The 14,296-nt window shown below is 46.7% G+C and carries 14 protein-coding genes; 12 read left to right on the forward strand and 2 right to left on the reverse strand.

The annotated features are described in order from the left end of the window. Window positions 1–126: 126 nt before the first annotated feature. Window positions 127–1,857 (forward strand): biosynthetic-type acetolactate synthase large subunit, encoded by a 1,731-nt coding sequence (gene ilvB, locus BK127_RS34000; RefSeq protein ID WP_076236630.1) that lies wholly within the window; start codon window positions 127–129, stop codon window positions 1,855–1,857. Then, window positions 1,854–2,336 (forward strand): acetolactate synthase small subunit, encoded by a 483-nt coding sequence (gene ilvN, locus BK127_RS34005; protein ID WP_076236631.1) that lies wholly within the window; start codon window positions 1,854–1,856, stop codon window positions 2,334–2,336. Before ilvB ends, ilvN begins: the two co-directional genes overlap by 4 nt. Before the next feature lie 78 nt (window positions 2,337–2,414). Here the strand turns inward: ilvN and BK127_RS34010 are convergent, their stop codons facing one another. Continuing rightward, window positions 2,415–2,774, reverse strand: a complete 360-nt coding sequence (locus BK127_RS34010; protein ID WP_076236632.1) for a winged helix-turn-helix transcriptional regulator — start codon at window positions 2,772–2,774, stop codon at window positions 2,415–2,417. Window positions 2,775–2,917: 143 nt separating this feature from the next. Between BK127_RS34010 and BK127_RS34015 the strand changes: the two genes are divergently transcribed. The 4 genes from BK127_RS34015 to BK127_RS34030 all read left to right on the forward strand — a co-directional run bounded on the left by BK127_RS34015 (window position 2,918) and on the right by BK127_RS34030 (window position 5,730). Beyond that, window positions 2,918–3,271 (forward strand): DoxX family protein, encoded by a 354-nt coding sequence (locus BK127_RS34015; protein WP_076236634.1) that lies wholly within the window; start codon window positions 2,918–2,920, stop codon window positions 3,269–3,271. Between the two features lie 115 nt (window positions 3,272–3,386). Beyond that, a complete protein-coding gene (locus BK127_RS34020) occupies window positions 3,387–3,830 on the forward strand; it encodes an RrF2 family transcriptional regulator (RefSeq protein WP_076236755.1) in 444 nt (147 codons plus the stop codon). A gap of 141 nt (window positions 3,831–3,971) precedes the next feature. Beyond that, window positions 3,972–4,616 carry a nitroreductase family protein gene (locus BK127_RS34025; protein WP_076236636.1) on the forward strand — a complete coding sequence of 215 codons (645 nt, stop codon included), beginning with the start codon at window positions 3,972–3,974 and terminating at the stop codon, window positions 4,614–4,616. A gap of 397 nt (window positions 4,617–5,013) precedes the next feature. Continuing rightward, the gene (locus BK127_RS34030) at window positions 5,014–5,730 is read left to right on the forward strand and encodes a maleate cis-trans isomerase family protein (protein WP_076236638.1); all 717 of its coding nucleotides are present in this window, start codon (window positions 5,014–5,016) and stop codon (window positions 5,728–5,730) included. A gap of 108 nt (window positions 5,731–5,838) precedes the next feature. Here the strand turns inward: BK127_RS34030 and BK127_RS34035 are convergent, their stop codons facing one another. Next, window positions 5,839–6,822: a LysR family transcriptional regulator gene (locus BK127_RS34035; protein ID WP_076236641.1), complete on the reverse strand. Its 984-nt coding sequence runs from the start codon at window positions 6,820–6,822 to the stop codon at window positions 5,839–5,841. Between the two features lie 449 nt (window positions 6,823–7,271). Between BK127_RS34035 and BK127_RS34040 the strand changes: the two genes are divergently transcribed. From BK127_RS34040 to BK127_RS34065, 6 genes are all read left to right on the forward strand, one after another. After that, a complete protein-coding gene (locus tag BK127_RS34040) occupies window positions 7,272–8,708 on the forward strand; it encodes an amidase (RefSeq protein WP_076236643.1) in 1,437 nt (478 codons plus the stop codon). 56 nt (window positions 8,709–8,764) lie between these two features. Continuing rightward, complete coding sequence (locus BK127_RS34045) at window positions 8,765–9,775, forward strand: ABC transporter permease (protein ID WP_076236645.1); 1,011 nt, start codon at window positions 8,765–8,767, stop codon at window positions 9,773–9,775. Between the two features lie 108 nt (window positions 9,776–9,883). After that, window positions 9,884–10,702 carry an ABC transporter permease gene (locus BK127_RS34050; protein ID WP_256711578.1) on the forward strand — a complete coding sequence of 273 codons (819 nt, stop codon included), beginning with the start codon at window positions 9,884–9,886 and terminating at the stop codon, window positions 10,700–10,702. A 44-nt stretch (window positions 10,703–10,746) separates the two neighbouring features. Beyond that, the gene (locus BK127_RS34055; RefSeq protein WP_076236647.1) at window positions 10,747–12,309 is read left to right on the forward strand and encodes an ABC transporter substrate-binding protein; all 1,563 of its coding nucleotides are present in this window, start codon (window positions 10,747–10,749) and stop codon (window positions 12,307–12,309) included. Window positions 12,310–12,355: 46 nt separating this feature from the next. Further along, complete coding sequence (locus BK127_RS34060; protein ID WP_076236649.1) at window positions 12,356–13,333, forward strand: ABC transporter ATP-binding protein; 978 nt, start codon at window positions 12,356–12,358, stop codon at window positions 13,331–13,333. After that, window positions 13,330–14,292: an ABC transporter ATP-binding protein gene (locus BK127_RS34065; protein ID WP_076236651.1), complete on the forward strand. Its 963-nt coding sequence runs from the start codon at window positions 13,330–13,332 to the stop codon at window positions 14,290–14,292. Before BK127_RS34060 ends, BK127_RS34065 begins: the two co-directional genes overlap by 4 nt. The last annotated feature ends 4 nt before the right edge of the window (window positions 14,293–14,296 follow it).

Raw genomic sequence — 14,296 nt, forward strand, 5'->3', positions numbered from 1 at the left:
ATCGCAAGATTCTTGGCAAATCAGGGTGGTACCACGAAAAGTTCCCCTTTCGTCCCTATAGGATCGGCAGTTGTAATCTGTCGTCTTAGGATGAGAGGGGTTATTTATATTTAAGGAGGCTGTCAAATGGAAAAAGTATCCAATTCTACGTACCACTCGCATCAACAAGAACAGGATTTGATAACGGGATCGGAGGTTCTTTTACGCAGCCTGCTATTGGAAGAGGTTGAATGTGTATTTGGCTACCCAGGTGGGAATGTCCTTTACATCTATGATGCTATGGTCGGTAACCCAGACTTTAAACACATTTTGACTCGACATGAGCAAGGAGCAATCCACGCGGCGGACGGTTATGCCCGGTCGACAGGGAAAGTAGGGGTGTGCATCGCCACCTCAGGTCCAGGAGCGACGAACCTGGTGACTGGAATTGCGACAGCCTATTTTGATTCTGTACCTCTCGTGATCATTACGGGCAATGTCCCAACCGCAGTCATGGGGACGGATGCCTTTCAGGAAGCGGATATCATGAGTATTACAATGTCCATAACCAAACATAGTTATTTGGTTCGCGATGTACATGATCTACCCCGCATTATCCTTGAAGCCTTTCATATTGCAAACACGGGAAGGAAAGGTCCGGTATTGATCGACATCCCTAAAGACGTATCCAATCAAAAAATGATTTTTGATCCATCTAATAACATTAATATACGTGGCTACAGTGAGGTGCCGAGTCCTGATCACAACGAAATAGATCAATTAATTCAGGCTATTGCAGAATCCCAAAGACCGATCATTATAGCGGGCGGTGGGGTCGTTTATTCCAATGCTTCCCAAGAACTGCTGGAGTTCGTGAATATAACGAAAATTCCTGTGACAACCACATTGCTTGGGTTGGGCGGTTTCCCAAGTGCTCACGAAATGTGTCTGGGCATGCCTGGCCATCATGGTACGTATGCGGCGAACACGGCTATCCAAAACGCCGATTTGATCATTTCCATTGGCTCGCGATTTGATGACCGGGTTACGATGAAGCTGGATGGTTTTGCGCCACTTGCCCAACGGATTGCCCACATCGATATCGATCCGGCGGAGATCGGTAAGAACATCCATACACATCTTGCCTGTGTCGGCGATATAAAAGCTGTACTGGAATATGCAAATACGAAAGCAATGCCCGCTGAGTCCAGTAGTTGGATCAAGAAAGTCCAGCAAAACAAAATCATGTATCCATTGCGATACAAAGATTCCGATACGGAGCTTAAACCGCAATTTGTTCTTGAAATGATCCATGAGACAACGCAAGGGAATGCGATTATTACGACTGATGTAGGTCAGCACCAAATGTGGGTCGCCCAATTTTATAAATTTCAACATCCCCGCTCACTTATTACTTCTGGGGGGCTTGGAACTATGGGATTCGGGTTCCCGTCTGCTATAGGTGCTCAGATCGGAAATCCAGACCGTCTTGTGGTTTCTATAAACGGTGACGGTGGCATGCAGATGTGTGCACAAGAGATGGCCATTTGCGCCATTCAACATATTCCTGTCAAAATCGTCGTGATTAACAATCAAGTGTTAGGTATGGTCAAACAGCAGCAGCAAATCATGTACGATGAGCGCTTTAGTCATATTGATCTTGCAGGTAGTCCCAATTTCGTAAAGCTGGCTGAAGCTTATGGAATTAAGGGGTTGAGCGCGAGCAATAAAGAAGATGCTTTACGTATTTGGCAGGAGGCTCTGGAGACGCTTGGACCTGTACTAGTTGAGTTTGTAGTGCCAAAAGGAGAGAATGTGTATCCCATGGTACTCCCTGGAACGACTTTAGACCAAATGATAATGGGGGAATTCGAATGATTAATCAACATACCATTTCTGTTCAGGTTAACGATCAACCCGGGGTCCTGCAAAGAGTATCCAGTTTGTTCAGTCGCCGCGGTTTTAATATCGACAGTATCACGGTTGGGGGCAGCGAAGAAGCTGGAATATCACGGATGATTATTGTTACTTCGGGTGATGAACGAACGATTGTTCAGGTTGAAAACCAGCTTTGCAAACTGATCGATGTTATTCAGGTGCTCCATGTAAGTTCCAATCCGATGGTGGCTAGGGAACTTGCCTTTATCAAAGTGAAGACGGAGCCATCCATACGTCCAGAAATCCTTGGCGTTGTCGACACCTTTCGTGCTTCTGTGATTGATATTGGACCGAATAATCTGATCATTCAGGTGGTTGGGGAACTTAGTAAAATCGATGCTATGGTCGAGCTTTTACAACCATACGGTATCCTGGAGTTATCTCGAACGGGTACGACAGCAATGATACGCGGAGACTAATAAAATTTTAGAATTATTTACGTTAAAGACCCCAAAAGGGGTCTTTATGCACGTGGCAGCCGTTCACCTCGATTTTCTTCATTTACTTTCTAATGGTTCCGCTGACTGGTCTTCCCCATATAACTCGTCCAAATGAGCGATATGAGCCATTCCCCAGTCATTCATGGCCTGCAATAAAGGGGTCATTCGTTGACCGTATGCCGTAATGGAATATTCAACCTTGGGAGGGATTTGGTGATAAACCTCGCGATGTATGATGTCGTTATACTCTAATTCCCTTAATTGTTGTGTGAGCATTTTTTTTGTGATGTCCGGGATCGATTTTTGAAGTTCGCTAAATCTCATTGTCCCATTTGAAAAAAGGCGAAGTAGGATAACAGGCTTCCACTTCCCAATAAGGATATCTAACGCCGTTTCAAATTTACAATAAGTAGTCATTGAAATCCCTCCGATCCTTTATCTTCCTAAGGTTTATTTTTATATACTATGTTTATTTCAAGTGCCTACTTCCAAATAGTGATCCTACAAAATATTATATACCTAGGCGTTGAAGATGTACAAACAGGGGGAGCTAACGAATCATGAATATCGCATTATGGATTGTGCAAGGGATTCTAGCATTAGGATTTATTTTTTCCGGTTGGATGAAGGCGTTTCAGTATGAAAAAGCAAAAGCGTCCTGGCCTTGGGTGAAAGAAGTTTCGAGAGGGTTGGTTTCCTCTATTGGGATAGCAGAATTGCTTGGGGTAGTTGGGTTAATTTTGCCTCAAGCGACGAATATCGCACCTGCTTTGACGCCGCTTGCCGCAATCGGGCTTGCCGCAATTGTTCTTTTCGGAGCCGTATTTCATGTTAAGCGTAAAGAATATCAAGAAATTGGCGTGAATATCGTTTTCTTGGCATTAACTGTATTTGTAGCAGTCGGTCGCATGTGAGTTTTTATATAATAAATATTTTCTGCAGAGCCCGTTTGAACAGTTTACCTTGAATGAGACGAGGGGGTTTGCTATAATGCACTCACAATCGCTTTATGAAAGGAGCAGCATACCATTGAAAAAGATAAAGCATACCTGCTCTTCTAATAACAAAGCGTTCGGATTGGCATTGCAGGCTTTGGTTGTATTATCCAAGAATACGAGTCGTTGTCCTAGCAGTGATATCGCCGATTACTTGTGCTCTGAGGCAACGCTAATTCGTCGTATTATGGCTAAGCTGGCGCAAGAAAATATATTGGAGGTCCGAGAAGGACGTGATGGAGGGTACCGACTCAAGCTGCCGCCCGAATCCATTACCTTTGCCGATATTTATTTAGCACTTCAGGTAGAAGATTCTTTAGGTGAGGGGATGCTGGATTCTACAGGAGACCATCCGTGGGGACTACAAATGAATGATGTTTTTTCCGATATGGTTACAGAAATGAAACAGAGTATGCTGGATGTAATGAAACAGTACACGATTGCGGAATTGGCCAACGGACTTATTAAAAGGGATTGACACGAATGATAATGTAACCTATACTGTGTTTAATATCACACAGTTAAATTGCTTGCCTATTTTTTTGACTGAAACTGTGCATATTTTAGCTCAGAATAGATTGCATGAATTATTTATAAAGAGAATCGGAGGCAGAGTGGAATGGAAACCAATGTTCAGCAAGTGCAGGAGTTTTATCAAGTCCTCAAAGAAAGGCGTTCTGTGCGTCATTATGACCCCACATTTAAGATTTCAGAGCAGGAACTGACAGATATCTTAACGGAAGCGACCCTTGCACCATCGGGCGCTAATCTTCAGCCTTGGAAGTTTATTGTATTCAATGATCAGGCTGTAAAAGAAAAATTGCTTCCGATTGCAAACAATCAGATCCAGGTGGTGGAGTCCTCGGCTGTAATTGCGGTTTTGGGCGATTTGGAAGGCTATAAGCAGGCGGAGAAAATCTATGCTTCTGCCGTTGAAGCAGGTTACATGAGTAATGAAATTAAAGAAAATCTGGTAAACAATATTACGGGTTTCTTATCAAAAATGGCCCCGGATCGTCTCAAAAACAGTGTGCTCATTGACTGCGGATTGGTCTCGATGCAGCTTATGCTTGTTGCCAAGGCACATGGCTATGATACCGTTCCGATGGCAGGATTTGATGCAGGTAAATTTATAGAAGTTTTTAACATTTCCGATCGTTATGTTCCGGTCATGCTGATTGCCATCGGAAAGGCAGCGCAGGCAGGTCATCCTACCGTACGTTTGCCGATTGAAGATGTAACATTCTGGAATGGTATTGCCTAACAACTTGTGAGAGAAACTCCTACTGGTTAACTGGCGGATGAAACTGTTCAGGATAGCTCTTGAACATTCTAACATCATCCCTTGTATGGGGGCATAGTAATTTAACCCCATGGGCAGGAAGAATGAAGGAAGTACCTTGGTTCAAAGGCCGGCAAATGGGCATTTGCCCAAATGTCGTAGTTACCTTGTTTCATAGATACAAGCAAAAGCGACCAGTCTCGAAGGACTGGTCGTTTTTGTCAAGCAATCTTTTTGTTGCCGTTACAGGCAGCGCAGTCGTATCGAAGCATGAACACGATTCTATCTTACACCGATTTTAGTGGATGTATTTATATTTTCTATGACCGTATATCTCTTTCTATGTGCTATATTAGTGTCGTCGAAAGGGAGGGATACTATGAAAAAACTAGGCATGCTGACACCATCCTCGAACACAGTCGTTGAACCATTAACTGTGTCGATGGCTGCTGCATTAAAAGAGGTTTCGGTGCATTTTACCCGTTTCAAATTAACACAAATTTTGTTGGATCAGGAGCTGCGCGGGGAATCCGATACGGAATCATTGCTGAATGCGGCCTCTCTGTTGGCGGATGCAAGTGTCGATGTCATTGCTTATAATGCTACGTCGGGAGGATGGCTGGGTGTTGAATCTGATCAGGAATTATGTGAACAAATAACCAATTTGACTACCATACCCGCTACGACATCGATCCTTGCTCTTCATGAAGCTTTGCGTTTATATGGCATTCGCACGTTTTGTTTGGTGACCCCATTAATGAATGAGGTTACGGAGAAAGTAATTGGCCAATATGCCAGGCACGGTTTGGAATGTACAGGATATCGCAATTTCAATGTGAGACTGAACAAGCTGAGCAGTTCTATTTCGGAGGAGCAGATCATCTCCGCCGTTCAGGATACGTTTGTTCCTGGAACGGAGGCAATCGTATTATCGGGGACCAACATGCGTGCCGCACAGCTGGTGGAATCGCTGGAGGCGCAATATGGCGTTCCTGTATTGGATACGGCGGCGGCAACCATATGGCAGTCCTTGCGTCTGGCTGGATCGCCTCCGATTCAATTGGAGGGTTGGGGGCGATTGCTATCAGGCAAGTAGATAAGACAACACGATAAAAGGGGCTTTACTGCCCTTTTACCGTGTGAAGTGTACTTGTCAAATATGAATGATGAGTGAACGTGATAAAGCATTTGTGAAGAGCGTGGATTACAATGCTTCTATAGCGAATTGGATGGTCTTGCGGTAAGGAGAGGAAACAGGATAAATCAGCTGAATGGTTCTGGATGGAAATTCTTTACCCAGACGTTGAATTTGAAAGGGAACCGATTCATGTCGTAATATGCTTGGCAGCACTCCCGATGGGTAAAGCGATTTGAAAAAATCCATCGTATCATAGATGAAGGAGCTGGGAAAGATAGTGTAGCCAAGTCCTTTGGATATCATTTGTAGAATAATGCCGGTATCATTGATTTTACGCAGATCCTTCGGAATGTTGCCCAACAGCTTCAGCATCACTTCATTAATAATAGTGCGCAGCGGTTGATTGGAATAAAAAGCAAAAAATGTTTTTTGCAACAAAGTGTTCATGTAATCCAGCTGTCCACTATCCGGAACGTTATCGTCCTTGGGCCCCAGCAGCAGCATCTCATCACATAGGATCGGAATGGATTCCAAACCCTCTCTTTTTTCGAAATACGGCACAATCCCTAAGTCAATATCACCCAATGAAAGCAGATCCAATATCACTTCGTTGGAATCCGACAGCATGTGGTACCTCAGCTCCGGATCAAAGCTGTATAGTTTATGAAAAATCGGCTTGAACATCGTCGAACCAAGTGGGTTGGCAATACCTATTTTTAAATTATCATCATTGCTTGACAATCCCTCGGTATCGTTTTGTTCAGGATGGAGCAGCTTGATTCGATTGATCAGTGTTGAGTTATCTTCGAAATCCCGCATAGCGTTCATTTGCTGGATGGCTTTCGCGGCATGGTGCATAATCGATGCGCCATTTTTGGTAAGATACACCCCGCTGCGCGTCCTTTCCAATATAACAAAACCAAGCTCCTGCTCCAATTTTTGAAGCCGTATCGTTAATGCGGGCTGTGAAAGGTGCAGAACCCGAGAGGCTTTGGAAATACTTTTTTCTCTGACAACAGTAACCAAAGAATGCAAATCCATTAAATCCATAGGGATCATCCTCTTTTCCAAAAGTTACTTTGTCGATGTATCGATAAAGGGTTTGTCATGTCATTATACATCACATGTATCTGTTCTGCAATAAAACAGAAACAGGAAGCATAGTGATCCCATGCGGCTGATCTGATCGAATAGCAACACCAACATCCAAAATGACTGTTACGAAGAATTATCCCTAATTTTCATGGTTTATCTAAGGATAAATCAATGATCAGGGGTATTTTTTTTGTTTTATAAGTCGTTTACGGAGCTAAAATAGACAGTTTCACATCGGGCTGCGGGTAGAATGGTTTAAATTCCTAATGTTATATTTAATTTTTCTATTACCTGCCTCACAAATAATTGTGATACATTGTGTTAGAAAACATAACAATTATCTCCCCAAACAATGCTTTATATTAAGAGATAGTCTGGTTGGAGAAGAGGAGATGCACACGTATATGGAAAAATTATATGCACTAACAGGTTCCGAACAAGCTCGTCTTATCCGTAGTCGCGAGGTTTCACCGGTTGAGCTGGTCAATCAGGTATTTGAACGCATTCATAAGTTAAATCCCGTATTTAACGCTTTTTGTTTATTGGATGAGGATAACGCCAAAAAGACAGCAGCTCTGGCCGAGCAGCAGATCATGAATGGAGAAGAAGTAGGTCCACTGCACGGAGTTCCCGTTTCCGTCAAGGATCTGGTGTTAACCAAAGGGATTCGTACCGCGTTTGGTTCCAAAGCGTTTGAAAACTACATTCCCGAAGAGGATGACATTAGCGTAGAACGTTTACGGCAAGCCGGGGCGATCATTATCGGTAAAACGAATGTGCCCGAATTCGGTTATCGCGGTATAAATAAAGTGTTTGGTATTATCCGTAATCCATGGAATACGGATTTGACGCCTGGAGGCTCAAGTGGCGGTTCAGCTGTTGCTGTGGTTACCGGTATGGGATCGTTGACTGTGGGCAGCGATGGCGGTGGATCCATTCGCAATCCGGCAAGCTTGACGGGGGTCTACGGCTTCAAGCCTTCCTTCGGAAGAGTGCCGCTCTACCCGGGCTGCCGCGATCCCAAATTTCCGGGGGGAAGCAGCTGGGAAACGCTGGAAAGTATCGGTCCACTGACGCGTACCGTCGAAGATAGTGCTTTGATGCTTTCGGTCATGAGTGGCCCGAGTCATATGGACCGACACAGCCTTCCCGGCACAGTCGATTATTCAGCCGCTATACAAAACAAAAATATCAAAGGTTTGAGAATCGCCTGGAGTGTGGATATGGGCTACGGGGTTGTCGATCCCGAAGTAAGACGTATTACGATAGAAGCCGTAAAGGTATTTGAACAGCTTGGTTGTCATGTGGAAGAGGTTCACCCGGGGATATCCAATCCGAGCCAGTTCTTTGCAGGCATGATTGCCCGGGATACTGATTTTAAAGGGCTGCGGCAGCTGGCAAAGGAATTCGGTGGGTATATGGATCCTAATTTCTTGAATGTAGTGAATAAGGTATGGACCGATGAGCAATTAACCGATGCTGCGATGCACAGACAGGCGATCAACATTACAATGAGAAGGTTTATGGAAAATTATGATCTGCTTATTGTTCCGACATTATTCGCGCCAGCGTTCAAAGTCGGCATTTACGGACCTGATGAAATCAACGGTCAACAAGTACCTGACAACCATTGGTCTTCGTTCAACTGTTTGGCCAATATGACTGGATTCCCGGCAGCCTCCATGCCAGCAGGCTGGACAACTGATGGACTGCCTGTAGGTGTGCAGCTGATCGGCGGGCATTTGGCAGATGATGTCGTATTGCGAGCTTCCAATGCTTTCGAAGAGGCTCATCCATGGCTGCCTTACCTGAACAAGCTGGTGGAACGTTACGATCAATAGACGATACCGACGGTCTCGCTGGGCTTGAAACCATGTATATAAGAGGGGGTGAATAGATGGTTCACTATATTCTGCGTAGATTATTGTTGATGATTCCAGGATTAATGGGGATTGTGTTCATCACGTTCTTTCTCACCAGAATATTGCCGGGCGATCCTGCAATGATGATGGCGGGAATGGAAGCCCCGATCAGCGTTATTGAAAAAATTCGCCAGGATATGGGGCTGAACGATCCACTGTACAAACAGTTTATTCATTACGTTATGCAATTGCTGCATGGAGATTTTGGTTTTGCCTGGCATACGGGTCACACGGTATGGGATGATTTTAGCAGCAAGTTTCCAGCTACCTTGGAACTGACTATTGCCAGCTTTATAATTGCGCTGCTTATTGCACTGCCCGTTGGCATCATAGCCGCTACAAAAAAGGAATCGATCATAGACCACGTTTCCCGTGTCTTTTCGCTGATTGGCTCCTGTGTACCATCATTCTGGCTGGGTCTTATTCTGATATACGTATTTTATTCCAAACTGAATTGGGTGCCTGCACCGCTCGGGAGAATCGGCAGAGATATCAATCCGCCCAGCCATGTAACTGGATTGTATGTGATAGACAGCTTGCTGTCAGGAGACTTTATTGCATTAACTCAAACGTTAACGCATCTGCTTCTTCCCGCTTTCTGTCTCAGTACGGGTACCATGGCAATCATCTCCAGAATGATACGGTCGAGCATGCTGGAGGTCATTAGCCAGGAATTCATACGAACTGCAAGAGCCAAGGGGATTTATGAACGTACCGTTATCCTGAAACATGCGTTCGTCAACGCTTTGCTACCGACACTGACGGTTATCGGAGTGCAATTCGGCCTGTTATTGGGAGGCGCTGTTGTCACCGAAACGATCTTTTCCTGGCCGGGTGTCGGAGGTTATATTACGGAATCGATATTGGCGACCGATTATGCTCCGATCCAGGCGTTTACTCTCATGAGCGCCGTATTAATCAGCCTGACTAATTTGACGGTCGATGTGCTTTACGGATTGCTCGATCCCAGAATTCGTTATGAATAAATGGGCTTAGATAAGGAGGGGACACCCATGAGTAAAACGATATCTTCCGTTTTCATAACACAATCGCCGACAGCCCCCCAACGAAAGGCAGCTGTATCGCTAAGTCTGATGATGCACAACCGGCTCGCCATGGTTGGACTTCTATTTATTGCAGGCTGGATTGTTCTGGCTTTGCTGGCGCCGTTCATTGCTCCTTATGCTCCGAACGAGCCGAATCTGCTGGCCAAGCTGAAACCACCGAGTGCGGAGCACTGGTTCGGTACGGATAATTTTGGAAGGGATATTTTTAGCCGCATTTTATACGGGGCTCAGTACACGATCTGGTCGGGAATGGTGGCAGTAGGCATTTCATTTTGCATAGGCGTACCCCTCGGAGGTATAGCGGCCTATTACGGAGGATGGATTGGCAATGTGATTATGAGAGTTATGGACATGTTCCTCGCTTTTCCCGCTCTGGTGCTGGCGATGGCGATAGCTGCTTCTATAGGGCCGGGACTGCTCAGTGCGATGATCGCGGTAAGCGTCGTTGGTATACCTGAGTATGTGCGTCTGATGTACGGTCAAACCATGCTGCTGAGAGAAAAAGAATTTGTGGAGGCGGGCCGGGCCATTGGCCTGAAAGACTCGATTATATTGTACCGTCATATCCTTCCCAATGCGTTGGCGCCCTTGATCGTGCGGGCTACGCTCGGAATAGGGTTTGCCATTCTGATATCGTCGAGCCTCAACTTTCTCGGGCTTGGTGTCAAGGCGCCAACAGCAGAATGGGGCGCAATGATCGCGGAAGGGCGGCGTTACATCACTTCTGGAGAGTGGTGGATCGTATCTTTTCCAGGGCTCGCCATTGCTACATCGATCATGGGGTTTAATCTGCTTGGAGATGGCTTGCGGGATGTGCTTGATCCTCGTCTTCGAACAAGAAGGTAGTACGGGCTTTATCACATAAACAATAAAAGGTGGAGGGAACACACATGAAAAAATGGTTGGTTGGATTGGCAGGTTTACTGTTGGTGGCGAATGTTGGCTGTTCCACAAATGCAAATCAAAACAATGCTTCAGCGTCAGGCGCTGCTGCCAAGGAACAGTCCCTTACGGTAGCCTGGCAAGCCGTAGCCAGCACGCTGGACCCGGTCAATGCTACTTCCGACGTGCTCGCCGTCAACGCTTATGACCGGCTGCTCACTTACGCCGTCAAGCCCGGGGATGGAGATGCTGCAAAGACTTTTGATCTTAAACCCATGCTCGCCAAAAAATGGTCCATATCCGACGATGGTTTGACGTATACGTTCGAACTGCAGGACAATGCCAAATTTCAAAGCGGAAATCCGGTCACGGCTGAATCGGTCATATTTTCACTGGAGCGGATGAGGGATTCGGCAACGGGCGGATTCACTTACAGTTTGGCACAAATCAAAGAACTCGCAGCCAAAAATGAAAAAACGGTTGTAGTCCAGCTGAAAAAACCGAATCCAATGTTTTTGCAAATGCTCGCCATGTACTGGTTCTCCATTCTTGATGACAAACTGGTCAAAGAAAAGGGCGACAAGTATGTCAACGACCATGCCGTCGGTTCCGGACCTTACCGGATCGAAAAGTGGGACCCTTCGAATGAAGTTATTTTTACAGCCAACAAGGACTACTGGCAGGGAGCACCGAAGGTCGATAAAGTAACGCTTAAATATGTGCAGGAAGCTTCCAATCGCGTCATGCTGTTGCAAAAAGGCGATGTGGATGTGTCTGTAGAGCTTCCACCGAAGGATATGCCGAATTTGAAAAAGGAGCAAGGTCTGAGCGTTCATTCGAACAGCAGCAACCGGATATTGTTCCTTGCTCTCAATGTCAACAAAAAACCGTTTGATAACCTCAAGGTTCGGCAGGCGCTCTCCTATGCGGTTCCCAGCAGCCAATTGATTCACGATGTGATGTACGATGAGGCGCGTCCTATGAAGAGTGCTTTGCCGAGCAACACCCCTGGACATACGGAAGCGGGTTATATCTATGATTATGATTTGGGAAAAGCCAAGCAGCTATTAACCGAGGCGGGTTACCCCGATGGATTCAGTTTTGATCTCACTGTGGGCTCCGGGTATCCCGATTGGAATGATGACGCGGTTATTCTACAGGCGGAATATGCCAAAATAGGCGTGAAAATGAACATTCAAAATGTGGCTCGTCCACAGTTCCTGGAAATGCAAAAAGAACGCAGTATGTCAGCATACCTGTCCAAATGGACCTCCATGGTCTACGATCCAAGCTGGCACTTGGGATTGCTTATGGGCAGCAAGGGTACCGGGAACTTTAACAATTACAATAATCCGAAGGTCGATGCGCTGCTGGATCAGGCAAATGACGAAAGGGATCAAGCCAAACGCACGGCGTTGTACCAAGAGGCGCAAAAAATCATTACGACCGATGCGCCATGGCTGTACATGTATCAATACAACCGTATCGTAGGCGTCAGCAATAAAGTACAAGGCTACATGTTCTATCCAGATGAATTCATCCGCTTTTTCGACCTGAGCAAAGCCCAGTAGCTGTTTGTTCATTTCAACTGAGAAGACGGTATGAGGAGGTAATGAAATGAGCGTTCTGCTTGAAGTAGAGGGTCTTAAGACGGAATTTCTAACCCGTAACGGTTCGGTACGGGTGGTTGACGGAGTGGATTTCGTTTTGCGCAAGGGTGAAACCCTGGGTGTGGTTGGCGAATCAGGGTGCGGCAAAAGCGTCACTTCCATGTCGATTATGGGCCTGCTTCCCAAAGGACAAGGCCGCATAGCGGGAGGGGACGTCCGCTTTCATGGTAAAAGCCTGCTCTCACTGTCATCCCGAGAGATGCGGCAGGTCCGTGGTAATCGAATTGCAATGATTTTTCAGGATCCCATGACGTCGTTAAATCCCGTATTTAAAATCGGCTCGCAAATTGCGGAGGCTCTCCGCTTTCATCTGAGCATCAGCAGGAAAGAAGCATGGAGCCAAGCCGTTGACATGCTGACCAAGGTGGGTATCCCCCGTCCTGAGCGTATTGCGCAGGAATATCCCCATCAGTTGTCGGGAGGGATGCGCCAGCGGGTGATGATTGCGATAGCGATGGCCTGTAATCCCGAGGTACTAATTGCCGATGAGCCAACAACAGCGCTTGACGTGACCATCCAGGCGCAAATTTTGGATTTGATGCGTGATCTTCAGAAGGAGCAGGGGACGGCGATTATGCTGATTACCCATGACTTGGGTGTGGTGGCCGAATCCTGTCAGCGTGTTGTCGTCATGTATGCCGGACAAGTGGTGGAGGAAGCGGAGGTGCGAACGCTGTTCAAGCATCCACGCCACCCTTATACGAAAGGGCTGCTGGCTTCCCTGCCGCAGCTCGCCGGTGAGCGAAAAAGGCTGGACCCTATAGTGGGCAGTGTGCCCAACCTGGGGGAAATGCCCGAAGGCTGCCGCTTTGCTCCGCGCTGCAGCTACCGAACGGAAGCGTGTGTTCAAATAGAGCCGGACTTGATTCAGTTCGAACAAGGTCATAAATGCCGCTGCATTCTGTATCAGGGGGGAAAACCATGAGCACCTTACTCGAAATACGCAATTTGAAAAAACATTATCCGGTTCGCAAGGGGTTCTTCGGAAAACAGGCAGGGGTAGTTAAAGCGGTTGACGGTATATCTTTGAGTATACAGACCGGAGAGACGCTGGCAATTGTTGGGGAGTCCGGCTGTGGTAAATCAACAACTGGTCGCTCCATCCTGCGGCTTATCGAGCCGACCGATGGAGAGATTGTATTTGAGGGTGTGGACATTCGCAAGTTATCTCCGGAGCAGATGCGCAATTTTCGGACGAAAATGCAAATCGTCTTTCAGGACCCCTATGCTTCTCTTGATCCGAGGTGGACCGTTCAAAGGACGCTGGAGGAGCCTTTCCGTACTTATGGAAGGCTGTCTGATACGGAGCTTCGCCAGCAGGTGGCGGAGTTGATGGAAGTGGTGGGCCTGTCTCCCTATCATGCGGATCGGTTTCCCCATGAATTTTCAGGAGGTCAGCGCCAACGGATCGGGATTGCACGCGCCTTGGCACTTAAACCCAAATTCATCGTTTGTGATGAGCCCGTATCTGCGCTTGACGTGTCCATACGAGCTCAGGTGTTGAATCTGATGGAGGACCTGCAGGATCAGTATTCGTTAACATACCTGTTTATTTCCCATGATCTGTCTGTGGTCCGGTTTATTAGTGATCGGGTCGGCGTGATGTACTTGGGCAAACTGGTAGAGCTGGCGCCTACAAAGGAATTGTACGACCAGCCGCTTCACCCCTACACGCAGTCGTTGATCTCGGCGCTGCCGGTCCCAGACCCGGATGCCAAAAGGGAGCGGATCATCCTGAGCGGCGATGTACCGAACCCGCAGCATCCGCCTGACGGCTGTGCCTTTCATACACGCTGCCCCGCAGCCAAAGCGGAGTGCCGAACCGTAACCCCGCAGTGGAAAGAGGTTTCTCCAGGCCGGGGCGTCGCTTGTCTATTATATTAAACCA

Source organism: Paenibacillus sp. FSL H7-0331, assembly GCF_001956045.1.